General features: G+C 71.6%; 22 protein-coding genes. 19 read left to right on the top strand and 3 right to left on the bottom strand.

Annotated features, from left to right (window positions below):
- Window positions 1–120: 120 nt before the first annotated feature.
- From BKA14_RS24460 to BKA14_RS24410, 11 genes are all read left to right on the top strand, one after another.
- Window positions 121–918, top strand: coding sequence for an alpha/beta fold hydrolase (locus tag BKA14_RS24460; RefSeq protein ID WP_184953207.1), 798 nt, complete (start codon window positions 121–123; stop codon window positions 916–918).
- 12 nt (window positions 919–930) lie between these two features.
- Window positions 931–3,432: a SpoIIE family protein phosphatase gene (locus BKA14_RS24455; RefSeq protein ID WP_239092703.1), complete on the top strand. Its 2,502-nt coding sequence runs from the start codon at window positions 931–933 to the stop codon at window positions 3,430–3,432.
- On the top strand, window positions 3,432–3,815 hold the full coding sequence (locus tag BKA14_RS24450; protein WP_239092704.1) for an STAS domain-containing protein: 384 nt from the start codon (window positions 3,432–3,434) through the stop codon (window positions 3,813–3,815). Before BKA14_RS24455 ends, BKA14_RS24450 begins: the two co-directional genes overlap by 1 nt.
- 20 nt (window positions 3,816–3,835) lie before the next feature.
- The gene (locus BKA14_RS24445; protein WP_184953206.1) at window positions 3,836–5,779 is read left to right on the top strand and encodes a TIGR03960 family B12-binding radical SAM protein; all 1,944 of its coding nucleotides are present in this window, start codon (window positions 3,836–3,838) and stop codon (window positions 5,777–5,779) included.
- A 1-nt stretch (window position 5,780) separates the two neighbouring features.
- On the top strand, window positions 5,781–6,548 hold the full coding sequence (locus BKA14_RS24440; protein WP_184953205.1) for a TIGR03936 family radical SAM-associated protein: 768 nt from the start codon (window positions 5,781–5,783) through the stop codon (window positions 6,546–6,548).
- A gap of 153 nt (window positions 6,549–6,701) precedes the next feature.
- Window positions 6,702–10,043, top strand: a complete 3,342-nt coding sequence (locus BKA14_RS24435; RefSeq protein ID WP_184953204.1) for an Rne/Rng family ribonuclease — start codon at window positions 6,702–6,704, stop codon at window positions 10,041–10,043.
- Window positions 10,044–10,165: 122 nt separating this feature from the next.
- Window positions 10,166–10,684 (top strand): hypothetical protein, encoded by a 519-nt coding sequence (locus tag BKA14_RS24430; RefSeq protein ID WP_184953203.1) that lies wholly within the window; start codon window positions 10,166–10,168, stop codon window positions 10,682–10,684.
- A gap of 182 nt (window positions 10,685–10,866) precedes the next feature.
- Complete coding sequence (gene rplU, locus BKA14_RS24425; RefSeq protein ID WP_184953202.1) at window positions 10,867–11,181, top strand: 50S ribosomal protein L21; 315 nt, start codon at window positions 10,867–10,869, stop codon at window positions 11,179–11,181.
- A gap of 8 nt (window positions 11,182–11,189) precedes the next feature.
- Window positions 11,190–11,447 carry a 50S ribosomal protein L27 gene (gene rpmA / locus BKA14_RS24420; RefSeq protein WP_184953201.1) on the top strand — a complete coding sequence of 86 codons (258 nt, stop codon included), beginning with the start codon at window positions 11,190–11,192 and terminating at the stop codon, window positions 11,445–11,447.
- Between the two features lie 70 nt (window positions 11,448–11,517).
- Entirely contained in the window at window positions 11,518–13,014 is a 1,497-nt protein-coding gene (gene obgE / locus BKA14_RS24415) for a GTPase ObgE (RefSeq protein WP_184953200.1), read from the top strand.
- 56 nt (window positions 13,015–13,070) lie between these two features.
- Window positions 13,071–13,475 (top strand): GNAT family N-acetyltransferase, encoded by a 405-nt coding sequence (locus BKA14_RS24410; RefSeq protein WP_184953199.1) that lies wholly within the window; start codon window positions 13,071–13,073, stop codon window positions 13,473–13,475.
- Here BKA14_RS24410 and trpS read toward each other — a convergent pair.
- Window positions 13,464–14,426, bottom strand: coding sequence for a tryptophan--tRNA ligase (trpS, locus tag BKA14_RS24405; RefSeq protein WP_184953198.1), 963 nt, complete (start codon window positions 14,424–14,426; stop codon window positions 13,464–13,466). The two genes, BKA14_RS24410 and trpS, sit on opposite strands and share 12 nt — an antisense overlap.
- A gap of 183 nt (window positions 14,427–14,609) precedes the next feature.
- Between trpS and pepN the strand changes: the two genes are divergently transcribed.
- From pepN to BKA14_RS24370, 7 genes are read left to right on the top strand one after another with little or no spacing between them, the layout of a single operon-like run.
- On the top strand, window positions 14,610–17,105 hold the full coding sequence (gene pepN, locus BKA14_RS24400; protein ID WP_184953197.1) for an aminopeptidase N: 2,496 nt from the start codon (window positions 14,610–14,612) through the stop codon (window positions 17,103–17,105).
- A gap of 34 nt (window positions 17,106–17,139) precedes the next feature.
- Window positions 17,140–18,252, top strand: a complete 1,113-nt coding sequence (locus tag BKA14_RS24395; RefSeq protein WP_239092705.1) for an ATP-binding protein — start codon at window positions 17,140–17,142, stop codon at window positions 18,250–18,252.
- Window positions 18,253–18,266: 14 nt separating this feature from the next.
- A complete protein-coding gene (gene nadD, locus BKA14_RS24390) occupies window positions 18,267–18,878 on the top strand; it encodes a nicotinate-nucleotide adenylyltransferase (RefSeq protein ID WP_184953196.1) in 612 nt (203 codons plus the stop codon).
- A gap of 39 nt (window positions 18,879–18,917) precedes the next feature.
- Window positions 18,918–19,307, top strand: coding sequence for a ribosome silencing factor (rsfS, locus tag BKA14_RS24385; protein ID WP_184953195.1), 390 nt, complete (start codon window positions 18,918–18,920; stop codon window positions 19,305–19,307).
- Window positions 19,304–19,933: a histidine phosphatase family protein gene (locus tag BKA14_RS24380; RefSeq protein WP_184953194.1), complete on the top strand. Its 630-nt coding sequence runs from the start codon at window positions 19,304–19,306 to the stop codon at window positions 19,931–19,933. Before rsfS ends, BKA14_RS24380 begins: the two co-directional genes overlap by 4 nt.
- Window positions 19,934–19,980: 47 nt before the next feature.
- Window positions 19,981–20,391 carry a hypothetical protein gene (locus tag BKA14_RS24375; protein WP_184953193.1) on the top strand — a complete coding sequence of 137 codons (411 nt, stop codon included), beginning with the start codon at window positions 19,981–19,983 and terminating at the stop codon, window positions 20,389–20,391.
- 45 nt (window positions 20,392–20,436) lie between these two features.
- Window positions 20,437–21,291, top strand: a complete 855-nt coding sequence (locus BKA14_RS24370; protein ID WP_184953192.1) for a DegV family protein — start codon at window positions 20,437–20,439, stop codon at window positions 21,289–21,291.
- On the opposite strand, the gene BKA14_RS24365 is transcribed toward BKA14_RS24370, so the two are convergent.
- Window positions 21,209–22,285: a DUF1444 domain-containing protein gene (locus BKA14_RS24365; protein WP_184953191.1), complete on the bottom strand. Its 1,077-nt coding sequence runs from the start codon at window positions 22,283–22,285 to the stop codon at window positions 21,209–21,211. The two genes, BKA14_RS24370 and BKA14_RS24365, sit on opposite strands and share 83 nt — an antisense overlap.
- 16 nt (window positions 22,286–22,301) lie before the next feature.
- Window positions 22,302–23,039 carry a putative protein N(5)-glutamine methyltransferase gene (locus BKA14_RS24360; protein WP_260416574.1) on the bottom strand — a complete coding sequence of 246 codons (738 nt, stop codon included), beginning with the start codon at window positions 23,037–23,039 and terminating at the stop codon, window positions 22,302–22,304.
- Window positions 23,040–24,318: 1,279 nt separating this feature from the next.
- On the opposite strand from BKA14_RS24360, the gene BKA14_RS24355 reads away from it, so the two are divergent.
- Window positions 24,319–25,005: a ComEA family DNA-binding protein gene (locus BKA14_RS24355; RefSeq protein WP_239092711.1), complete on the top strand. Its 687-nt coding sequence runs from the start codon at window positions 24,319–24,321 to the stop codon at window positions 25,003–25,005.
- The last annotated feature ends 41 nt before the right edge of the window (window positions 25,006–25,046 follow it).

The following is a 25,046-nucleotide window of genomic DNA, read 5'->3' as shown; positions in this document are numbered from 1 at the left end:
CTCCCAGGTTAGAGGCGGTGTGCCACCCGCGGCCGCGGCCGGTGGACCGACCTCGTGATGCAAATGCCGGACAACTAGGGCGATGTGCAAGACGCTTCGGAGCCGTATGGTTACCGGGACATGAGAACGACACAGAGAAATGCCGTCACCGTGTCCGGCAATTCCGCCGGTCAGCCGATGGTGTTCGCCCACGGGTATGGCTGCGACCAGAACATGTGGCGCCTCGTCGCTCCCGCTTTCGCGGATACGCACCGGCTCGTCCTTTTCGACCACGTCGGCAACGGGAAATCCGACCTGTCGGCCTACGACGACGACCGTCATTCGTCGCTCAGCGGGTACGCCGACGACGTCCTCGACATCCTGCACGAGCACGACCTGTGGGACGTCGTCTTCGTCGGTCACTCGGTCAGCGCCATGATCGGGGTGCTGGCCGCGATCAAGGAACCCGAGCGGTTCGCCCGCCTGGTGCTCATCGGCCCGTCGCCGCGTTACATCAACGAGCCCGGCGAGGGTTACGTCGGCGGCTTCGACCGGCCCGACATCGACGGGCTGCTCGTCTCGCTCGACAGCAACTACCTCGGCTGGTCGAGCACGATGGCGCCGGTGATCATGGGGAACCCGGAGCGGCCCGAGCTGGGCGCGGAGCTGACCAACAGCTTCTGCCGCACCGATCCTGAGATCGCGAAGAAGTTCGCGCGTGTCACGTTCCTCTCCGACAACCGCGACGACCTGCTCAAACTGCGCACGCCGGCATTGATCCTGCAGTGTGCGGACGACGTGATCGCGCCCGCGGTCGTCGGCGACTACGTCCACAAGCACACCGCCGGGAGCACCTTCGTGCAGTTGAACGCGACGGGACACTGTCCCAATCTGAGCGCGCCGGACGAGACGATCAGCGCCATGAAGGCCTGGCTTTAGAAGCGGCGGACCGTGAGTGACTCTGGTGGGCCCGACGTGACGCAGGAGTTGCGTGCGCCCTGGGACGAAGACCCCGACGACCTGTACGAGCACGCGCCGTGCGGTTATCTGACCACGCTCCCCGACGGCACGATCGTCCGGGTCAACCAGACGTTCCTGAGCTGGACGGGCTTCACGCGGGGCGAGCTGGTCGGCCACCGGCGCTTCCGTGACCTGCTCACCGCGGGCGGGCAGATCTATCACGAGACCCACTACGCCCCGTTGCTGCGCATGCAGGACGAGGTGCACGAGCTGGCCTTCGACGTCGTCTGCGCGGACGGGCGCCAGCTGCCCACCCTGGTCAACTCGGTGCTGGCCCGGGGGACCGAGGGCGCGCCGCGGGCGATCCGCACGACGGTCTTCAACGCGACCGAGCGCCGCCAGTACGAGAAGGAGCTGCTGCTCGCGCGGCAGGTCGCCGAGGCCTCCGAGCGCCGCGTCCGGGTGCTGCAGCAGATCGTGGCCGACCTGGCCGCCGCGCCCACCGAGGCCGAGGTGGCCGAGGCCGTGGTGCGCGCACCCGAGTCGGCCTTCGGCGCGGCCAGCAGCAGCATCTATCTGGTCGACACCGAGCGCGACACGATCTACGCCGTCGCCTCGACCGACCCCACCACGGGCAACTGGGACGACATGGCCCGCAGCTCCACGCGGGCCGTGGCCCGGGTCGCCGGCCGCGGCGACCTGCACGTGGTCGGCTCCGTGGCCGAGGCCCGCGAGCACTTCCCCGACCTGGTCGAGAGCATGCGCCGCTCGGGCCGCAACACGGTGGTGCTGCTCCCGCTGACCACCGGCCAGGCCGACGAACACGCCGGGGTCGAGACGCTGGGCGTGCTCGCGTTCAGCTTCAAGGGCGAGCGCGTCCTGACCGACGGCGAGCTGCGGGTCGTGCGCCTGCTCGGCCACCAGGCGGGTCAGGCGCTCGACCGGGCCCGGCTCTACGACGACGTGCGCCGCCGCGAGGAACGGTCGATCTTCCTGGCCGAGACCACTCGTTCGCTCGACGAGCTGCACCGCCTGCTGCCCCGCACCCGCCGCCTGGTCGACCGGGTGGTGCCCGAGATCGCCGACTGGGCCGAGGTGCGGCTGCACGTGGGCACCACCCCGGTCGTCGAGACCGGCGGCGGCCCACGCCCCGACGAGGAGCTGCTCAGCCAGCGCCTGGGCAAGGTGGCGGCGAGCGGCGAGCCGAAGTTCCCGGGCGAGGGCGACCAGCTCAACTGCTCGGTGCTGCCGCTGACCGCGCGCGGAATGGTGCTGGGCACGCTGGCCCTGCGCATGGCGCCCGACCGGCGGGGCGCCGCGGCCGAGCGGGCCTTCCTCGTCGAGCTGGCCGACCGGGCCGGGCTCGCGCTCGAGAACGCCCGGCTCTACGAGCAGGAGCGGCAGATCGCCCGGACGCTGCAGCGCAGCCTGCTCGCCGGTGACCTGCCGGGTGGCGACCCCCGGTTCGCCGTCGAGACCCACTACCAGGCCGCCGCGCAGGACCTGGAGGTCGGCGGCGACTGGTTCGACGCGTTCCTGATCAGCCAGGACAAACTGGCCCTGGTCGTCGGCGACGTGGTCGGCCGGGGCATCGAGGCCGCCACCACGATGGGTCAGCTGCGCAGCGCCGTCCGGGCCCTCGCGTCGAACGAGGCCGGCCCGGCGCGGCTGATCGAGGGGCTGGACCGGTTCGTCGAACGGGTCGAGGCGGCCCGCATGGCCACCGTGGCGTACGTGGAGCTCGACCTGGCCGCCGGCGAGGTGGCGTATTCGTGCGCCGGTCATCTGCCCCCGCTGCTGCAGGAGCCGGCCGGCTCGCCGGAATACCTGCTGCAGGCCCGCTCGGCCGCCCTCGGCTCCAAGGCCGGCAACCGGGTGCGCACCGAGCACCGCCGCAAGCTGCCCGCGGGCAGCCGCCTCCTGCTCTACACCGACGGCCTGATCGAGCGGCGCAGCCGGTCCATCGACAAGGGCTTCGAGCTGCTGGCCCGGGAGTACGCGCGGCGCCGCGACGCCCCGCTGCAGGGGCTCGCCGCCGGGCTGGCCGACACCCTGGTCGGGCGGGACCACACCGACGACGTCTGCATGCTCTGTGTGACGCTGGGCACCGAGGAGCGCATCGAGCGCACCATCGGGGCCGACCGGATGCAGATTGCTCTGCTCCGCGCCGACCTGCGGGCCTGGCTGGTCGCGCACGAGGTCGAACCGGAGTGCCGCGACGCCGTCCTGCTGGCCTGTTCGGAGGCAGTGGCGAACGCGATCGAGCACGGCTATCGTGACGACCCGTTCGGGATGATCGATGTCGTGGCGACGGTGACCGACGATGCGGTCGAGGTTCGCGTCACCGATCGGGGCACCTGGCGTGGCCCGGTCACCGACGTGTCCCGCGGGCGGGGCCTGCAGCTGATCCGGGAGTCGATGGATCAGGTGCTGTTCGACCGCAGCGACGGCACCACGGTCACCATGCGCCGGGGCCGCCGGGAGGCGTCGTAATGGAGTTCACACGTGGCGGGCGTCCGGTGCCCATGGGGCAGCTGGAGCGCTGGGTCACGTTCTCGACGTTCGGCGACGCCGAGCTGGTCTCGCTGACCGGCGAGATCGACCTGGCCAACGCGCCCGAGATCGGCCAGGCGATCGTGGAGCGGATCCAGAAGGCCGGCAAGGTGCTGATCGACCTGACCACCGTCTCGTTCCTCGACAGCGCCGGGGTCCGCCTGCTCGACGCCCTGATCGGCGACTGCCACGACCACGCCATCCCGGCCCGGCTGGTGGTGGGGGAGACGGGCCCGGCCCGGATGACCCTCCAGCTGTGCGCCTTCCGGGAGGACGTGCTGGCCACCGATCTCGACAGGGCCGCGGCGGATCTTACGGGTTAGCCCGCGTACCCTAGAGGCCCATGAGCGTACGTTCCGTCTTCCCGCAGCTCGAGCAGCTGCTGCCCCGGGTCAGCAAGCCGATCCAGTACGTGGGCGGCGAGCTCGGCGCCGTCGTCAAGGACTGGGACGCCACCACGGTCCGGTGGGCGCTGATGTATCCCGACGCGTACGAGGTGGGTCTGCCCAACCAGGGCGTTCAGATCCTCTACGAGGTGCTCAACGAGCAGGCCGACGTGCTGGCCGAGCGCACCTACGCGGTGTGGCCCGACCTCGAGGCCCTGATGAAGGAACACGGCGTCCCGCAGTTCACCGTCGACGCGCACCGTCCGGTCAAGGCGTTCGACGTGCTCGGCCTGTCGTTCGCGACCGAGCTCGGCTACACCAACATGCTCTCCGCGCTCGAACTGGCCGGCATCCCGCTGGACAGTGCGGACCGTGGTGACGACGACCCGATCGTCCTCGCCGGTGGCCACGCCAGCTTCAACCCGGAGCCGATCGCCGACTTCATCGACGCCGCCGTGCTCGGCGACGGCGAGGAGGCCGTCCTCGAGATCACCGGGATCATCCGGGAGTGGAAGGCCGAGGGCCGCCCGGGCGGCCGCGACGAGCTGCTGCTGCGTCTGGCCCGCACCGAGAGCATCTACGTCCCCCGCTTCTACGACGTCGACTACCTCGCCGACGGCCGCATCCAGCGCGTGGTGCCCAATCGTCCCGACGTGCCGTTCCGCGTGGCCAAGCGCACGACCATGGATCTCGACGCCTGGCCCTACCCCAAGAAGCCGCTGGTGCCGCTGGCCGAGACGGTCCACGAGCGTTATGCGGTGGAGATCTTCCGCGGCTGCACCCGGGGCTGCCGGTTCTGCCAGGCCGGCATGATCACCCGTCCCGTGCGGGAGCGGTCGATCACCACGGTCGGTCAGATGATCAAGGAAGGCCTCGAGTATTCCGGCTTCAACGAGGTCGGCCTGCTCTCGCTGTCCAGCGCCGACCACTCCGAGATCGGTGACATGTGCTCCGGCCTGGCCGAGCAGTACGAGGGCACCAACGTCTCGTTGTCGCTGCCGTCCACCCGGGTCGACGCCTTCAACATCGACCTCGCGCAGGAACTGTCGAAGAACGGCCGCCGTACGGGTCTGACCTTCGCGCCCGAGGGCGGCTCGGAGCGCATCCGCAAGGTCATCAACAAGATGGTGACCGAGGAGGACCTGCTCCGTACGGTCGTGACCGCCTACTCGAACGGCTGGCGGCAGGTCAAGCTGTACTTCATGTGCGGTCTGCCCACCGAGACCGACGACGACGTGCTGCAGATCGGCCGGATGGCCCACGAGGTGATCAAGGCCGGCCGGATCGCCGCGGGCACCAAGGACATCCGCTGCACGGTGTCGATCGGCGGGTTCGTGCCCAAGCCGCACACCCCGTTCCAGTGGGCCCCGATGGAGCGCCCCGAGGTCATCGACGCCCGCCTCCAGCTGCTCAAGCAGGAGATCAACTCCGACCGGTCGCTGGGCCGGGCCATCGGCTACCGCTACCACGACGGCGAGCCGTCGCTGATCGAGGGCCTGCTCTCGCGCGGTGACCGCCGGGTCGGCGCGGTCATCCGCCGGGTCTGGGAGAAGGGCGGCCGCTTCGACGGCTGGAGCGAGCACTTCTCGTACGCGCGGTGGGTCGAGGCCTGCGCCGAGGTGCTCCCGCAGTTCGGGGTCGACCTCGACTGGTTCACCACCCGCGAGCGCCAGCACTCCGAGGTGCTGCCCTGGGACCACCTCGACTCGGGGCTCGACAAGGACTGGCTCTGGCAGGACTGGCAGGACTCGATGTCCGAGTTCGAGCAGGACGACTGCCGGTGGACCCCGTGCTTCGACTGCGGTGTCTGCCCGTCGATGGACACCGAGATCCAGATCGGCCCCACCGGCAAGAAGCTGCTCCCGCTGACCCCGGTCAACAACCTGCGGGTGCCGGCCTGACATGGCGAAGAATCAGCCCGTCGGTGGGCAGGCCCCCGTCGTCCAGCGCATCCGTCTCCGTTACGCCAAGCGCGGCCCGTTGCGGTTCACCTCGCATCGCGACTTCGCCCGGGCGTTCGAGCGGGCGCTGCGGCGCGGGGGCGTGCCAATCGCCTTCTCCCAGGGCTTCACCCCCCACCCCAAGATCTCGTACGCGAGTGCGGCGCCCACCGGCGTCGGCAGCGAGGCGGAGTACCTCGAGATCGGGCTGCAGCGCGAGGTCGACCCCGAGCAGCTGCGCCTGGCCCTCGACGCCGCGCTCTCACCCGGGCTCGACGTCCTCGACGCGGTGGTGGCCGGCGCGGGCAGTCTGGCCGACCGGATCGACGCCTCCCGGTGGCTCGTGGAGCTGCCCGGGGTCGATCCGGCAGTCGCCGCGGCGGCCGTCAAGGCGTTCACCGATCTCGACGAAGTGCTGGTCGAGCGCATGACCAAGCAGGGCCGGCGCTCGTTCGACGCCCGTCAGGCAGTGACGCACATCGCTGTGACGGAGCAGTCCGCCGTACCTTCCGAGGCGGACGGCGCACCGTGTGCGATAATCGACCTTGTCGTACGACAGGTGACACCCGCCGTGCGACCCGATGACGTCCTTTCCGGCCTGCGCGTGGCGGCTGGTCTGGAGCCGCCGGTGCCCCCACGGGTGACCCGGCTGGCCCAGGGCACGCTCACCGCACAGGGGGAGATCGTCGATCCGTTGGACGCGGATCGCGATCCGGCCCTTCCGGTCTAAGGCACGCGTCATCGGAGGGCGCTGGCCGCAGCCGGCGTCCGGTTGACAGACTTCGGCAGCCCACCGCTCACCCGGCGGGACCGAAAAACTTGCGGCGACCCTGCGTGGCAGCGCTCACACGCGCCCGGGGCCGCCAGAACTGGAGAGCGCCCCATGCTCGATAACGAGCCCCGAGACAACTCGGGCGACCAGGGCGGTGACGGGGCCGGAGCTGCCACTCCGCCCGAGACCGCCGCCACCACCACCCCTGCCCGCCGCACGCGTGCCCCGCGCCGCAAAGCCGCCGCGGCGGCCGCGCCCGCGGAACCGGGACAGGCCGTCGAGGCCGCGAGCGCGCAGGACGCGGCCGCGGGCCCGTCCGACCCGGTCGCGAACGTTCACGAGGCACCCGGCACGTCCGAGCCGGCCGCCTCCGCTGCCGCCGACCCCTCAGCCGCCTCCGCTGCGGCCGGGGCCGCTTCCGGCGCCGACGAGGCGCCGGTCGCGGCTGCTCCGGTCAAGAAGGCGACCCGCAGCCGGAAGAAGGCCGCTCCGGCCGCCGCCCCCGCCGCGCCTCCGGAGGAGGGCGTGGCCGAGGTCGCCCCGCCGGTGAAGAAGGCGACCCGCAGCCGTAAGAAAGCCGCCGCGCCCGCCGTGGCCCCGGTCGAGCCGGATGCCGGTGCCGAGGCTGCGGCTGCCGCCCCCGCGACTGACACTTCTGTTACTTCCGGCACTCCTGCCTCGTCCGCGTCCGACGTGCCTCCCGTGCGGGTCGAGGCCCTGGTCGGGGGCGAGGAGCCCGCGGTCGAGGACGAGACCGCCGAGGAGGAGGCGACCGCGGAGGGCACTCCGATCATCGGAGTGATCCCGCTGGACGCCGACTTCGTCGAGGAGAAGCCCGCGCCTCGCCGGGGACGCCGCGCGGCTGCCCTCCCGCCGGCCGTGCTGTTCATGCCGCCGGAGGCCACCGAGGCCACCCCGGCTCCGGCCCCGGCCCGGCGTTCCCGCCGCGGCGCCACCCAGCCGCCCGTGGCCGAGACCGCCGAGCCGGCCGAGGTCGTGTCCGCGCCCGAGGCCGAGGTGGCCGAGCTGCCGATCGCCGTGGAGGAGCCGGCCGAGACTCCCCGCCGGGGCCGGCGCCGCCGCCGGGGTGCGGCCGAGGAGCCCGCCGAGGCCGAGGTCGCGGTGGCCGAGGTGACCGCCCCGCCCGCCGACCCGGTGGACGAGGTCGACGAGAGCGCCGACGACGTCGAGGACGGCGCCGAGGGCGATGACGACGATGACGACGACGACGCGGCCTCGGGTCGCCGCCGCCGGCGGCGGGGCCGCCGGGGCCGGGGCCGGGGCAAGGGTCCGGCCGAGGACGGCGAGCCGGACGAGGGCGAGGACGGCGCCGAGGCGTCAGCGGACGAGGAGTCCGAGGACGAGGAGGAGTCGGAGGACGGCGAGGGCGTGACCCGTCGCCGGCGTCGCCGCCGCCGCAAGGGCTCTGGCTCCGACGCCGAGACCGGGGGGATCGAGGACGGCGTGCACACCGTCGTGCGGGTGCGCGAGCCCCGGCGTACGGACGAGGTGCAGGGCGTCTCGGGTTCGACCCGGCTCGAGGCCAAACGCCAGCGCCGCCGCGACGGCCGTGAGCAGCGCCGGACCCGGCCGCCGATCCTGAGCGAGTCGGAGTTCCTGGCGCGGCGCGAGGCGGTCGACCGGGTGATGGTCGTGCGGCAGAAGCCCGACCGCACCCAGATCGCCGTGCTCGAGGACGGCATCCTGGTCGAGCACTACGTGTCGCGCAGCACCTCCGGCACCATGGTCGGCAACGTCTACCTCGGCAAGGTGCAGAACGTGCTGCCCAGCATGGAGGCGGCGTTCGTCGACATCGGCCGGGGCCGCAACGCCGTGCTCTACGCGGGCGAGGTCAACTGGGACGCCACCGGGCTGGAGGGCCGGGCCCGCTCGATCGAGCAGGCGCTGCGCTCCGGCGACTCGGTGCTGGTGCAGGTGACCAAGGACCCGATCGGGCACAAGGGCGCCCGGCTGAGCAGCCACATCGCGCTGTCGGGGCGGCACCTGGTGTACGTGCCCAACGGCAACGCGTCCGGGATCAGCCGCAAGCTGCCCGACAACGAGCGCAAGCGCCTGCGGGACGTGCTCAAGAAGCTCGTGCCCGACGGCGCCGGCGTGATCGTGCGGACCGCGGCCGAGGGGGCCAGCGAGGACGACCTGGCCCGTGACGTCAAGCGGCTGCAGGCGCAGTGGGAGGAGATCCAGCGCAAGTCGGCCGAGGGCCACGCGCCGGCTGCCCTCTCCGAGGAGCCCGACCTGGTCATCCGGGTCGTGCGGGACCTCTTCAACGAGGACTTCCGCGAGCTCGTGGTGCAGGGCGACTCGGCGTACGGGGAATTGGAGAACTACCTCAACTCCGTCTCGCCCGACCTGCTGGAGCGCATGCACCGCTACACCGGCGGCGGGGACGTCTTCGCCGACCAGCGCATCGACGAGCAGATCCTCAAGGGCCTGGACCGCAAGGTGTTCCTGCCCTCGGGCGGTCACCTGGTCTTCGACCGCACCGAGGCGATGACGGTGGTCGACGTCAACACCGGTAAGTACACCGGTGCGGGCGGCAACCTCGAGGAGACGGTGACCCGCAACAACCTCGAGGCGGCGGAGGAGATCGTCCGGCAGCTGCGGCTGCGCGACCTCGGCGGCATCGTGGTCATCGACTTCATCGACATGGTGCTCGAGAGCAACCGCGAGCTGGTGCTGCGGCGGCTCACCGAGTGCCTGGGCCGCGACCGGACCAAGCATCAGGTCACCGAGATCACCTCGCTGGGCCTGGTGCAGATGACCCGCAAGCGGATCGGGTCGGGGCTGCTCGAGGCGTTCAGCGAGACGTGTGACCACTGCAAGGGCCGCGGCGTGCTGATCCACACCGAGCCGGTGCCGGAGAAGCGGACCAACGGCGGCGGCGCGGGCAACCAGGTCAAGGCGGTCGCGGCGGCGGCGCGGACGGAGCAGGCTCCGGCGCAGCAGCAGCAGCAGCAGCCGGCGTCGGGCAAGTCGCGCCGGCGGCGGGGCGGTGGCGGCGGCGAGACCGCGGCGACCGAGCCGGCCGTGATCGACGCTGTCGTGACCGAGCCTGCCCTGGTGGAGACCGTCGAGGTCGAGCCGGTGGGGCCGGTTGCGGCTGAGCCCGTACGGCAGCCCGAGGGCGACGACCCGGCGGCCGAGACCGCGGGCCTGCCCCCGGTGGCCGGCTCGGGCATCGTGACCGGGCGCGCGGCGGTGACCAAGGCCGACCCCGATGACGACTACGACATCAGCGGGTACGACCTGTCCCGGTACGAGACGGCGGAGCCGCCCGCGGCCGACCCGGAGCCGCTGCGGCTGACCGGCGCGGACGACCCGGACGCGGCCGACGACGAGGACGACGAGGACGACGACGAGCCCGTGGGCGCGGGGGCCGGAGGCCGGCGCCGCTCGCGGCGAGGTGGTGCGCGCAGGCGCACGCGACCCTGATCGCAGGCTGATCGACGGGGAGCGGTTCGGTAAAGAAAGTTAACTGACCGGGCCGCTTCCGTCGTGATGTCGGTTACTCTCTCGGGATCTCTTCCCCCCTTCCCCGAGGAGACCGAGCCCCCATGCACCGCATCTCCCCGCGCCGAGGCCTCGCCGTGTGCGTCGCCCTGGGCGCGCTGACCTTCACGGCCGCCTGCTCCGACGACGCCGCCCCGGACGGCAGCCCGGCCCCGGCGGCCGGCACCAACCCGGCGGTCGCCCCGGCGCCGGCCGACCCCGCCGCCGCGGCCGCCGCCGACGCCGCGCTCACCGGCGACACCAAGCAGATCTGCGCCCAGGCCGGCCGCACGACCACCAGCTTCGGCAAGCTGTTCGCCGACGACTACAAGCTCAAGATCGAGGCGGCGAGCAAGGGCGCTGAGGCCAAGCAGCAGGCCGCCCAGAAGATCGCCCGCGACGTGGAGAACTTCTCGTTCGCCCTCACGAACATGGCCGCGATCACGACCGACACCACGCTCAAGTCGGCCCTCACCGGCATGAGTACGCAGGTCAAGGCGCTCAAGGGCGACATCGAGAAGCTCGACACCGACAAGATGGCGGCGTTGACGGCCAAGCTGGACAAGGCGTGCGGAAAGGGCTGACCTGCACCGGCGTGTGGCCCCGGTTTGGGATCGGCCCCACTCATGAAGTACGCTTTCGGACGGCGCTTTTCTAGGCGCCATGTTCTCGTGCGGGCGGTGCAACATCCTGGCCGTGGCCGAGATCCTCAGCTTCATCCGCCAAGCAGCGATTCGCTGCGTAAGTCTCAGGGAGTCCGCGTCCGATGTACGCGATCGTCAAGACCGGCGGCAAGCAGTACAAGGTTGCCGAGGGCGACGTGATCGAGGTCGAGAAGCTCGCGGGTGTGCCCGGCGACTCGCTGACGCTCGCCGCAGTCCTCCTCGTCGACGGTGACAACCTGGTGACCGACGCGGCCAAGCTTGCCAAGGTGACGGTGTCCGGCGAGATCGCCGAGCACACCAAGGGTCCGAAGATCCGGATCCACAAGTTCAAGAACAAGACCGGTTACCACAAGCGTCAGGGGCACCGTCAGCCGCTGACCAAGATCAAGGTCACCGGCATCAAGAGCGGGAAGTAGGACCACTCATGGCTCACAAAAAGGGTGCATCCAGCTCCCGTAACGGTCGTGACTCCGCCGCCCAGCGGCTCGGCGTCAAGCGGTTCGGTGGCCAGCTGGTCAGCGCCGGCGAGATCCTGATCCGCCAGCGCGGCACGAAGTTCCACCCGGGCGACCTGGTCGGCCGGGGTGGCGACGACACGCTGTTCGCGCTCGCGACCGGCAATGTGCTGTTCGGCACGAAGCGCGGTCGCAAGACCGTCAGCATCGTCCCGGCCGCGGAGTAGTTTTTATCTGAGCGGGCCGCGGACCTCCGGGTCCGCGGCCCGCTTTGTTTTTCTTCGAAGGAGTTGAGCAGTGACCACGTTCGTCGATCGCGTCGTGCTGCACCTGCAGGCCGGTGACGGCGGGCACGGTTGCGTCTCGGTCCGCCGCGAGAAGTTCAAGCCGCTGGGCGGTCCCGACGGTGGCAACGGCGGGCACGGCGGCGGCATCACGCTGGTGGTCGACCCGCAGATCCACACGCTGCTCGACTTCCACTTCCACCCGCACGTCAAGGCCTCCAACGGCGGCGGCGGGGCGGGCGCCAACCGCGACGGCGCCAACGGCAAGGACCTCGTGCTCAAGGTGCCGGACGGCACGGTCGTGCAGACCGTGGACGGTGAGGTGCTGGCCGACCTGATCGGCGCCGGCACCACCTTCGAGGTGGCCCGCGGGGGCCGGGGTGGGCGGGGCAACGCCTCGCTGGCCAACACCCGCCGCAAGGTGCCGGGCTTCGCCGAGCTGGGCGAGCCCGGCGACAGCCTCGACGCCGTGCTCGAGCTCAAGAGCGTCGCCGACGTGGGCCTGGTGGGCTTCCCCTCGGCCGGCAAGTCGTCGCTGATCTCGGTCATCTCGGCGGCCAAGCCCAAGATCGCCGACTACCCGTTCACGACGCTGGTGCCCAACCTGGGCGTGGTGCAGGCGGGCGACGAGACCTTCACCGTGGCCGACGTGCCCGGCCTGATCCCGGGCGCGGCCACCGGCAAGGGCCTCGGCATGCAGTTCCTGCGGCACATCGAGCGCACCTCGGTGCTGGTGCACGTGCTCGACGCGGCGGCGCCCGAGATCGAGCGCGACCCGCTGGCCGATCTCGACGCCATCGAGGCGGAACTGGCGGCGTACGGGGGCCTGGAGGAACGGCCCCGGCTCGTGGTGCTCAACAAGATCGACATCCCGGACGGCCGCGACCTGGCCGACATGGTCAAGCCCGACCTCGAGGCCCGCGGCTATCGCGTCTTCGAGGTCAGCGCGGTCACCCGCGAGGGCCTCCGGGAACTGACCTTCGCGCTGGCCGAGACGGTCAAGCAGCACCGCCTCGAGCAGCCCGCGCCCGAGCCGAGCCGGGTCATCGTGCGGCCCAAGGCGGTCGACGACTCCGGCTTCACGATCGAGCAGGACGCCGACGGCGTCTTCGTGGTCCGCGGGGCCAAGGTCGAGCGCTGGGTCCGGCAGACCAACTTCGACAACGACGAGGCCGTGGGCTTCCTGGCCGACCGGCTCGACCGGCTCGGCGTCGAGGAGGCGCTGGGCAAGAAGGGCGCCCAGGCCGGCGACCCCGTACGGATCGGTGAGCGCGAGTTCGACTGGCAGCCCAACGCCGGCGAGTACGTGTCGGGCCCGCGCGGCACCGACATCCGCCTCGAGGACGAGAACCACCGCGCCTCCGCCGCCGACCGGCTGGCCGCCCGCAAGGCCCGCCGGGTCCGCTCGGACGACGAACTGCTGCACATGGCGCCCGACGGCACGGTCACGACGGTGTCGAACGCGCAGCGTCCCGTCCTGGTCACCGATGAGGACGACACCGACGAATAGGGCGCAGGCCAGCTTCACGCAACCATCCGGAAAGGGTGGTTGCTTAGGGTCACGGCGTGTTGATCGAAGCCAGACCCGCTCTGGACCCCGAGCTGGCCGCCCTCGTCGCGGCCCAGCAGCATGAGGGTGGTCCGGCGTTCTGGCCCGACGACCAGGCTGCGTATGTCGTGGGCACCGTCGACGGCCGGGGCGTGGCCTGCGGGGCCTGGCGGCCGCTGCCCGAACCCGGCGTGGCCGAACTCCACCGCCTCTACGTGCGCCCGTCGTTCCGGGGCCGTGGCCTGGCCCGGCAGATGATCGTCACGATCGAGGAGGAGGCGCTCGCCGCCGGCCGGCCCGTCATGCGCCTGATGACGGCCACCCTGTCGGCCGCGGCGATCGCCCTGTTCCAATCCTCCGGCTACCACGAGGTCGCCGGGCCCGACGTCTTCGAGAAGCGGCTGGTCGCGTTAGTCCAGTAGCCCGATGGCGGCCCGCGTACGCCGTACGGTCTCGGCCGCCCGTGGCCGCACGAACGCCTTGCCCCGGGCGAGCACCTCACGTACGTGGGAAGGGTCTTGCAACAGCTCGGCGTAGCGGGCCCTGATCGGCGCGAGCACCGCCTCGACGGCGTCGGTCACCTCCCGCTTGAGCGCGCCGTAGGACGTGAGCTCGCCGGGGTCGCGGCCGGAGCAGGCCCGCAGGATCTCCAGCAGGTTGGTGACCCCGGGCTGGCCCTCCCGGTCGTGCCGGACCACGCCCGCGGTGTCGGTGACCGCCCGCGAGATGACCTTGCGGATCGTCTCGGGCGGGTCGAGGAGCCCGATCCGGCCCGCCGGTGAGGGTGCGCTCTTGCTCATCTTGCGGACCGGGTCGGCCAGATCCATGATCCGCGCGGCCGCTTCGGGGCGGATGCCCTCGGGCACCACGAACGTCGCGCCGTAGCGGGCATTGAAGCGGGTGGCGATCGTACGGGCCAGCTCGAGATGTTGACTTTGATCCTCACCCACGGGGACCTCGTCGATGTCGTGCAGGAGAATGTCAGCCGCCATGAGCACGGGATAGGTGAGCAGGCTGAGCCGCACAGTGCCGCCGGCGGCCGACTTCTCCTTGAACTGGATCATGCGGGCCGCCTCGCCGTAGCCGGTCACGCACTCGAGCAGATAATGCAGTTCGGTGTGCTCGGGCACCTGGGAGTTGGCGATGATCGGGGTGCGCTGCGGATCGACCCCCGCGGCGAGCAGCACCGTGGCGACGGTCAGGGTGTTCGCGCGTACGGCTTGCGGATCGTGCTCCATGGTGAGCGCGTGCAGGTCGGCGATCATCGCGATCGAGGGTCTGTCCTGCGCGGCCACCAGGGGTCGCATGGCGCCGATCAAGTTGCCGAGGTGCAGGTGGCCGGTGGGCTGGAAGCCGGTGAGCCGACGAGTCATGGTCTTTCTCCTCCGGGGTCAGGCCGACCTCTCCCGGAGACACGAAAAGGCCGCCCGGGAAGGGGCGGCCGCGATGAGTGCGCGTGTGGGTGAGCCGCCCGTCAGGGCAGCCACCAGGCACGATTGGCACAGCGCATGGAACCCACGATAGCAGCGGAGAAACGCGTATCGGATGATGGTCGAATGCCGAGTTTGACCCGCGCCGAGGCCACCGCCCGGGCCGCCACCGTCGATGTCCACGAGTACGAGGTCGATCTCGATCTGACCGCCGAGGGGGACACCTTCGGCGCGCGGACGGTGGTGCGCTTCGGCGCCCGGGACGGCTCCTCGACGTTCCTCGAGTTCGAGCCCGTGTCCGTGGCCAAGATGACGCTGAACGGAGCGCCGCTGCCCGAGTCGGTGCTCACCGACGGGCGGATCGAGCTGACCGGCCTGGCCGCGTCCAACGAGCTCGCCGTCGAGGCCGTCATGCGCTACTCGAACACCGGCGAGGGCCTGCACAAGCACGTCGACCCGGCCGACGGCTCGATCTACCTCTACCAGCACATGTTCATCAACAACGCGGGCCGGATCCTGCCCGCGTTCGACCAGCCCGACCTCAAGGCGTCCTACCGGCTCAGCGTCACCGCGCCCGCGAACTGGCGGGTCGCGGCGAACGGGCCACTGGTGTCGAGCCGCGACGGGCGGTGGGAGTTCGCGCCGACCAAGCCGATCCCGACCTACCTGTGCTCGCTCATCGCCGGGCCGTACCACGAGGTCACCGACTCGCACGACGGCATCCCGCTGGCCCTGTACGCCCGGGCCGCGCTGGCCGAGGCGCTCGAGGCCGACGCGCCCGAGATCTTCGAGATCACCAAGCAGTGCCTCGACCGCTACCACGAGATCTTCGACATCCGCTATCCGTTCGGCCACTACCAGCAGGCGTTCGCCCCCGAGTTCAACTTCGGCGCGATGGAGTACCCCGGGCTGGTCGTGTTCCGCGACGAGTTCATCCACCGTTCGGCGGTCACCGAGAGCGATCGCGAGCACCGGGCCAACGTGATCTCCCACGAGATGGCGCACATGTGGTTCGGCGACCTGGTGACCATGGCCTGGTGGGACGACCTGTGGCTGAACGAGTCGTTCGCGGAGTACATGGGCACGCGCATCGCGTCCGAGGCGACCCGGTACGCGGGCACGTGGACGACCTTCGCCATGCAGCGCAAGGCGTGGGGCCTGCGGGCCGACCAGCACCCCTCGACCCATCCGGTGGCGCCGGCCGAGGTCAGCGACACCGACCAGGCGCTGCTCAACTTCGACGGCATCTCGTACGCCAAGGGCGCGGCCGTGCTCAAGCAGCTCGTGGCGTGGGTGGGCGACGAAGCGTTCCGGGCCGGGGTGAACGCGCACTTCGCGGCGCACGCGTACGGCAACGCGACCCTGGCCGACCTGCTGGGTGCGCTGTCCGCGGCGAGCGGGCGCGACCTCACCGCCTGGGCCGACGTGTGGCTGCGCCGGGCCCAGGTCAACACGCTGCGGCTGACGGTCTCGGACTCCGGGGGCGCCTACTCGTCGGTGGCGGTGCTCCAGACCGCGCCCGACGCCCACCCGGCGCTGCGCCCGCACCGGATCGGCATCGGCCTGTGGGACCACCGCGCCGACGGCACGGTGCAACGGCGCAAGCTGATCGAGGTCGAGGTGCAGGCCACCGGTCGTACGGAGGTGCCCGAGCTGACCGGCGAGCCGGTGGCCGACCTGCTGCTGCTCAACGACGGGGACCTTACGTACGCGAAGATCCGGCTGGACGAGAAGTCGGATGCCGCCGTTCCCGTCGTGTTGCCGCTGCTGGGCGACTCGCTGGCCCGGGCCGTGCTGTGGGCGGCCACGCTGGACGCGGTCGTCGACGGCGAACGCCCGGTAGCCGAGCTGGTCACGCTGGTGCTGGCCGCGCTGCCGGTGGAGTCCGAGGTGGTCATCGTCGAGGACGTGCTGCGGGCCACCCGCAGCCTGGTCGACCGCTACTCCACCCGGCAGACCCGCCCGGCCGCCCTGGAACTGGTCGCGCAGGCCGCCGACCGGCTGCTCGCCGCCTCCGAGCCGGGCGGATCGCGTCAGCTGGCCGCCGCGCGCGGCCTGATCGGCGCCACCGTCGACACCGGGCGCCTGCACGACTGGCTGGCCGGGCGCAACGTGCCCGAGGGCCTGCCGGTCGACGCCGACCTGCGCTGGCTGATCATCTATCGCCTGGCGGTGCTGGGCGCGGCCGATCTCGACGTGATCGAGGCCGAGTTCGCGCGGGACCGCAGCTCGACCGGCGAGCAGTGGGCCGCCCGCTGCCGGGCCGCCCGCCCGGACCCGGAGGCCAAGGCGGCCGCGTGGGCCGCGATCATCTCGGACGCCACGCTGTCGAACCGGCTCGTCGAGATGACCGCCTCCGGCTTCTGGCAGACCGAGCAGATCGACCTCGTACGGCCGTACGTGGCCCGCTACTTCGCCGAGATGCCGGAGATGATGCGGATCCGCAACGGCATGAGCGCCGAGCGGACGGCCGCGGCGGCGTACCCGTCAGTGGTCGTCGAGCCGCAGACCCGCGAGCTGGCGGCCCGGCTGCTCGCCGACGACGAGCTCGACCCGATCCTGCGGCGCGTGGTGCTCGACGCCGACGACGACCTGAGGCGGGCCCTGGCTGCGCGCTTCTGACCTTGTGGGCGGCTCCTCCTCGTTAGGGTGGGGCGTGGAGTTGTCCGAGGAGGTGCGCAATCAGCGGCTGGAGAGCCTGGGGCAGCTGGCCGGCGGGGTTGCGCACGACTTCAACAACATCCTCGGCGTGATCGTCAACTACGCGAGCTTCGTCGTCGAGGAGGCGGAGTCCGAGCAGCCCGACGTGCGGATGATCGCCGCCGACGCCCGGCAGGTCATCCGGGCCGGCGAGCGGGCCACCCACCTCACGCACCAGCTGCTCGCGTTCGCCCGGCGCGAGGTCGTGCGGCCCGAGGTGCTCGACCTCAACGGGTTCGTGGCCGGGCTCGAGGGGACGCTGCGCCGCACGATCGGCGAGCGCGTCGCCCTGATCGTCCGGCCCGGCCCGGGGCTGCCGCCGGTGCACTGCGACCCCGCTCAGATCGAGCAGATGCTGGTCAACCTCGCGCACAACGCCCGGGACGCGATGCCCGCGGGCGGCAACCTGGTGATCGACACCGGCTGCGCCGACGACCGGGTGCGGCTGCGGGTCAGCGACTCGGGGCGGGGGATGAGCGCCGACGTCGCCGACCGCGCGTTCGAGCCGTTCTTCACCACCAAGCCCAACGGCGAGGGCACCGGGCTGGGGCTGGCCATGGTCTACGGCATCGTCACCCAGGCCGGCGGCGAGGTGAGCATCTCGTCGTCGCCCGGCCTGGGCACGACGGTCACCGTGCTGCTGCCGCCCGCCTCGCCGGGGTTCGTCGCTCCCGCCGCTGATCCTGTCGTCACCGACGGGCACGGCGAGACGTTGCTGGTCGTCGACGACGAAGCGGGCCTGCGCGCCGTGGCCGGGCGGATTCTCTCCGGCGCCGGCTACCGGGTGATCGCGGCCGAGGGCGGCCCGCAGGCGCTGGCCCTGGCCGCCCGGCACGAGGGCGCCATCGACCTGCTGCTCAGCGATGTGGTGATGCCCGGGATGCTGGGCAAGGATCTCGCCGAGCGTTTGGTGATCAGCCGGCCGGACACCCGGGTGCTCTACATGTCGGGTTACGCCCAGCCTGTCCTGCACTCCGACGGCACGCTCGAGCCCGGCGTGGCGCTGCTGGAGAAGCCGTTCACCGCGGATGATCTGCTGACAGCCGTCCGTAAACGCCTCGACGGTTGATCTATTCTCTTCTGATGTCATCGCGTCGGCGCCGGATCGGGATCATGGGTGGAACGTTCGACCCCATCCACCACGGTCACCTGGTCGCCGCGAGCGAGGTGCAGGCCCGCTTCGACCTGGACGAGGTGGTCTTCGTGCCCACCGGTTCGCCGTACGAGAAGGGCCGGGTCTCGCCGGCTGAGGACCGTTACCTCATGACGGTCATCGCCACCGCGTCGAACCCGCGCTTCCACGTCAGCCGGGCCGACATCGACCGCGACGGCCCCACCTACACCATCGACACCCTGCGCGACATGCGCGCGGTCTACGGCGCCGACGCCGCACTGTTCTTCATCACCGGCGCGGACGCGCTCAACCGCATCCTGAGCTGGAAGGACGCGCTCGAGATGTTCGCCGCGGCGCACTTCATCGGGGTGACCCGGCCCGGCTTCGAGCTCACTGACGACCACCTGCCCGAGGACAGCGTGACCCTGGTCGAGGTGCCGGCCATGGCCATCTCGTCGACGGCGTGCCGCGAACGCGTGGCCAAGGGCGAACCGGTGTGGTATCTGGTGCCCGACGGTGTCGTGCAATACATCGCCAAGCGGGGCCTCTATCGGGGCTCGGGGAATGTCACACCGGTGTGAGAGGCTTGATGCACCAGAAAGCCGACCGAGGGGACACTCTTGCCCGTCAGCGAACGCGCTCTTGAACTGGCGATGACGGCCGCGCAGGCCGCCGCCGACAAGAAGGCGCAAGACATCGTCGTGATCGATGTCGGAGACCAGCTCTACATCACCGACGCGTTCGTGATCGCCTCGGCGTCCAACGAGCGCCAGGTCGTCGCGATCGTCGACGCCATCGAGGAAGCCCTGCTCAACCTGCCCGAGAAGGCCAAGCCCGTGCGTCGTGAGGGCGAGCGCCAGGGCCGGTGGGTGCTCCTCGACTACGTCGACATCGTCGTCCACATCCAGCACGTGGAGGAGCGCGAGTTCTACGCCCTCGACAAGCTCTGGAAGGACTGCCCGACGATCCCGTTCGTCGACCGCGACATGGTCGAGGCCGACGCGTCGTGACGCGCCTGATCGTCTGGCGGCACGGCAACACGGATTGGAACGCCGCCAACCGGGTCCAGGGGCAGACCGACGTCGAGCTCAACGCGCTCGGCCGCCAGCAGGCCGTCGACGCCGCCGAGATCCTGGTCAAGCTGAAACCCGACGCGATCGTGGCCAGCGACCTCAAGCGCGCTTCGGACACGGCCGCCGCGCTGGGCGCGCTGACCGGGCTGTCGATCGGCTACGACAAGCGTCTGCGCGAGCGCTGGTTCGGCGCCTGGCAGGGCCTGACCATGCCCGAGGTGGCCGAGCGGCACCCCGAGCAGCACGCCCGCTGGACGGCCGGGCAAGAGGTCGGGGGCGACGTCGAGACGCTGGAGGACCTGGGCAAACGGGTCGCCGACGGGCTGCGTGACGCCGCCGCCGAGGCACCCGCCGGGGGCACCGTCGTGGTCGCGACGCACGGCGCCGCCGCCCGCCAGGGCATCGGGCACCTGCTCGGCTGGCCCGTCGAGCAGCTGCGCACCTTGCGGGCCCTGCAGAACTGCCACTGGGTCGAGCTCACCCGCGACGACAAGCGCGGCTGGCAGCTCGCGGCGTACAACGTGGGCCCGTTCAGCGACCGGCCCGTACCGCCGCCCGTCTGAATTCCCGGCCCGGGGAACCGCCGATGATCCGGTAGCGTCCAACCATCATGGTGACTCGTACCGTTCCCGCCGTATTGCTCCTTCTGCTCGTCGCGGCCGGCTGCGCCAACAATGCGAGCGAGACCGGCGCCGCCGCCCCGGCGCCCTCCTCCTCGGCCTCGGACGTGGTCGACCTGCCCGTGCCCACGGCCAAGACCAGCGGTCCGGCCGGTGAGCCGGGGCGGCCCAACGCCGGCGCCAAGACGATCACCGGCACGGTGACCGCCGGGGTCGAGCCCAACTGCCTGCTCCTCACCGATGACAGCGGCTCCCACCTGCTGATCTTCGACGACCCGGCGATGCGCAGCGACGCCGCGGTGGGCAGCAAGGTCAAGATCTCCGGTCACGCCGAGCCGGGCATGATGTCGACCTGTCAGCAGGGCGTGCCGTTCGTCGTGACTGCCGTCGAAAAGGGGTGACCCCCGCGCTCACCAGGGCATGTTCCGATCGGCTACCGTGCCCGCATGCCCGTCGCGGTTGTCACCGACTCCACCGCGTACCTGCCCGCCGAACTGGCGGGTTCGTATGAGCTGACCGTCGTGCCCCTCACGGTCGTCATCAACGGCGCCGACGGGCTCGAGGGCATCGAGATCCAGCCCGCCGAGGTCGCGCGGGCCCTGGGCGAGCGGCGGGCCGAGGTGAGCACCTCCCGGCCCGCCCCCTCCCAGTTCGCGGCCGCCTATCGCAAGCTGTTCGACGCCGGCGCCGACGGCATCGTCTCGGTCCACCTGTCGGCCCGGCTCTCCGGCACCCACGAGGCCGCCGTGCTGGCCGCCGCCGAGTTCGGGTCCCGCGTCGAGGTGGTCGACAGCGGCACGACCGGCATGGGTCTCGGGTTCGCCGCCCTGGCCGCGGCCACGGCGGCGACCCGAGGTCAAGACCTTCCCGCCGTACGGGGTGCGGCCGTCACCCATGCCGAACAGGTGAGCACGCTGTTCTACGTCGACACCCTCGAGTTCCTGCGCCGTGGCGGGCGCATCAACGCGGCCTCGGCCCTGGTCGGCACGGCCCTCTCGGTCAAGCCGATCCTGCACGTGGCCGACGGCGCGATCGTCGTCAAGGACAGGGTGCGCACAGCCGGGCGGGCGCTGGCGAAGCTGGTCGACCTGGCCGTGGACGCCTCGGGGGACGGACTGGTCGACATCGCCGTCCATCACCTGCAATCGCCGGACCGGGCGGCCGCGCTGGCCGACCAGGTGGCGATGCGGCTGGGGGACAGGCTGCGAGACTGCTACATCACCGAGATCGGCGCGGTCGTCGCCGCGCACGTGGGGCCCGGGGTGGCGGGGATTGTGGTGCACCGGCGGTTGTCCATCTGATCGGCTCCAGCCCCGGCACGGGCTCCACGTCCAGCTCGGGCCAGGGAACCGTCCGGTCGCCCAGCTGCACCTCGTCCGCGGTCGGCAGCAGCGCTTCGCCGTCCCAGGCGGCCCGGGTGCGCCAGCCCGTCTCGTCGTCGCCGACCAGGACGAGTTCGGCGGCGGGCTCGGTCAGGTGGGCGGCCTGGCGGGCGTACTCCTGGACGGCCAAGATGCGCTCGGCCCGGCGAACCGTGTGGTGCAGGGGGTGATCCTCGGGCACGCTGAACGGGACCGTGCAGCCCTGGGCGTCGCTGACGTACGCCATCGGGGTGATCGGCCGGGGCGATCGGGCGTAGAGCTCCTCCGCCTGGGCGAAGACCGCCCGCAGGTGAGGGCTCTCGGCCGAGGTGATCAGCAGGGTGCCGCGCTCCGGGGCGAAAGCGACGGGCGGGCCGCCCACCTGGGGTTCGAGGCGTTGCAACCAGTGCTCCAGAAGCAGGTGCGAGGTCCAGTACGCGTCGCCGTCGTCGACGAAGCGGACCAGTTCGGTGGGGGCGCCCTGCAGGGTGGCCGCTTCCAGGTTGGCGCGGGCCGACTTGAAGACCTCGTCGGGGCGTACGTGCCAGGTCTGCAACTGCTGATCGGTGACGTAGGTCATCGCCTCGGGGTGGTCGATGACCACGTACTCCGACAAGTACGGGAAGGCGGGCCGCTTGATCGGGTTGCCCGGCGTGCCGCCCCGCAGGACCGGGCGGAGCAAAGGGCGGGCGGTCTGCCAGTCGGGCGGGATGGGGTCGGGGCTCAGGCCGGAGACGTACGCCTGGATCCGCTTCTTCCGCCCCTTTCGTGGGGTGAGCAGGGGAGCCAGGTCGAGGATGGCCGGCTCACTCCGGACATTTGTGGTGAAGCGGACTTGGAAGGCCGGGGCGTCGTAGCGGACCTCCGTGAAGCCGGCGCGGCGTAGGCACCGCATCACCTGGGAGGCCAGCCTGGCTCGGGCGTATCGTCCCACCCCGTCGCCTTTCCGCTCAGCCTTTGCGAGCCCTGGCCACTCGCGCTTCGAGATCTTCGTCGTAGACGACGTCGCCGTCCAGGCCTGACACCCGAATGGCGGCCAGAGCGGCCTTTTGCTGCGCTTCCGTGATCTCGGAGAGCAGCACGCCACCAGCGGCAAGCCATTTGGGAGCGCTCCCGGCTACTCGGCGAAAGATATCAAGGCCATCCGCACCACCATCCAGGGCCATCGACGGTTCGTGCTCGCGGGCCTCGGCCGGCAGCAACGGGAGATGCGCGGTGGCGACATAAGGCACATTGGCCAGAAGCACATCGACGCGGCCGTGGAGGGTGTGCGGGAGCGGGTCGTACAGGTCGCCTTCATAGACGTGGATGATGCCGTTGTCGCGCGCACATCCGGTGGCGTTCGCGTCGAGATCGGCCGCATGCAGCTCCACGCCCGGGCGGCGCCGCTGGACGGCCAGGCCCAGGGCGCCCGAGCCGCAACAGAGATCCACGACCACCCGGGGGTTCCCCTCGGCCGCCAGACGCACCAGCAGCTCGCTGCGGACCCGGGGCACGAAGACACCCGGCCGCAGCCGCACGCGGACCCCGGCAAAATCAGCGAAACCGACAACCTGCTCCAGCGGCTCACCCCGGACGCGCCGCTCCACCATGCGATCCCTGGTCACGGCGTCAGCCGCGGCCCCGGCGATGACCTCCGCCTCCTCCTCGGCAAAGACACAACCGGCCCGGCGCAGGCGCTCCGCCATAGCACCCGTTGCCATGATCGCCGAGTTATCCACAATGCACCTCTGTCCACAGGCTCCGGGGCAAGATCTCGCCGTCTTGCCTAGCTTCCTGAACGTGCGAGAGCGGAACCCCACAGACGAAGCCATAGCGCAGAGGCTGCGGTCAGTGCTGCCGGCTGCGGCGGCCGGCCCACCAGCCTCCGCCACTCCACACGCCAGCCCATCCTTCCCCACCCACCCGTCGCCGGCCCACCCGGCCGGTGCCCTCCGGGCGCGTGCTGCGCACCCCGCGGGTCCCTCCGGTCCGGGTTCGGCGGCGCCCGTCCCCGGCCGTGCCAGTTCCTGGGCCTCTGCCTCCAGCGCCGAGTCGTCCCGACCCGCCCCGGTGCCCTCCTCCTACGCCGACGGCCTGGCGTCGCTGGCCGAGGTCGGCGAGCCGCTGGAGTGGTCGGACATCATCCCGGCCTGGCCCGACGACGTAGACCTGGAGGCGGCGCCCAGCGCCGTATTTCACCCGCCCGAGCGTGTCCCGGCTGAAAGCCCTCCTGAGCCGGGCGGCCCGCCGGCTGTCCCCGCGCAGGCGGACAGCTATCGGGCCGGCACCCCGTGGGCCACGCCGCCGGCTGCGGGCCCTGCACCAGCCGCGGCTCCGGCGACGCCGCTGACCCCTTCGGACCTGTCGGTGCCCATCCCGCCGACGGCCTCCACGTTGCCTGCCGCCTTCGCGGCGGTGGCTGCTCCTGCGGCGGTGGCTGTCCCTGCGGCGGTGGCTGTCCCTGCGGCGGTGGCTGCTCCTGCGGCGGTGGCTGCTCCTGCGGCGGTGGCTGCCTCCGCGCCGCTGGCCGCTTCCACACCGCTGAGGGTGTCCACGGTGGCCGCCGTTCCTGCCGCGGCTCCTGTTGAGGCTGCTTCGACCGTGCGCGCGAGTCTGGGGGAGCGGGCTGGGCTGCTTGAGACGGCCGATGACGGGATGCGGGCGACGGGTGGTGCCGGGCGGCCTGGCGTGGTCTCGCCGCCGCCGGTGGTCGTTGCTCTGCGGGGTGCGACGGGGGCTCAGCGGGTGGTGGGGGATCTGCGGGGTGCGACCGGGGCTCAGCGGGTGGGGGATCTGCGGGAGTCGCATCTCGGCGATGTGATGCCGGAGGCCGAGCCCTATGCGCCGCGGCCGCTTCCACCGCCGGCGTGGGTGCTGCCCGAGCAGGAGGGCGAGCCGCCCTCGGAGAACTACGTGTTCGATCCGGAGCGCGATCGTTTCGCCTTCACGTCGTCGAGTCTGCCGGAGCCGGAGGAGTCGCCGGGGCTGAGCGCGGCGGGGGCTTTCGGCGGCGGGCCGGGTGAGGGTGGGCGGCGGTTCGGGATCGGGGCGTTCGATCCAGGGCGGCGCGGCGTGCGGGCGTTGGCCGTGGTGGCCGCCGTCGTCGTCGTGATCGCGGCCCTGCTGGCCTGGCGTTCCCGCCCTCGGGTGGACCCGGTGGCGCCGCCTCCGCTCAACGTGGCCGAGTCGGACGCCGGGGATGCGCCCGTCTCCGCTCCCGCCGCGGCTTCGGCGGCGGCCGAGGTGGTGGTCGCGGTGGGTGGCAAGGTCCGGAAGCCCGGACTGGTGAAGCTCGCGCCGGGCGCACGGGTGGCGGACGCGCTGACCGCGGCGGGCGGAGCCGAGCCCGGGGTGGACGTCTCCGTGCTCAACCTCGCCCGCAAGGTGGTGGACGGCGAGCTCATCATGGTCGGCGTGACGCCACCACCGGGCATCACCCTGCCGACCGGCCCGGCGGCCCCCGGTGGCACCGGTCCCGGTGGCCTGGTCAACCTCAACACCGCGACGCTGGCCGATCTGGACGGTCTGCCGGGGGTGGGCCCGGTGCTGGCCCAGCGGATCCTCGACGCCCGGGACGCCCAGGGCGGGTTCAAGGCCGTCGGCGACCTGCGCAAGGTCGACGGCATCGGGGACGCCCGCTACGAACAGCTGAAAGACCTGGTCACGGTATGAGGTCGCGGCCAACCGGGCGGCCCGGCCCGCAAGCGAACGCG

This window comes from Paractinoplanes abujensis (assembly GCF_014204895.1).
Taxonomy (GTDB): Bacteria; Actinomycetota; Actinomycetes; order Mycobacteriales; family Micromonosporaceae; genus Actinoplanes; species Actinoplanes abujensis.
Note: the sequence above shows the minus strand (reverse complement) of the source record. Positions and strands in the feature narration are given on the sequence as shown.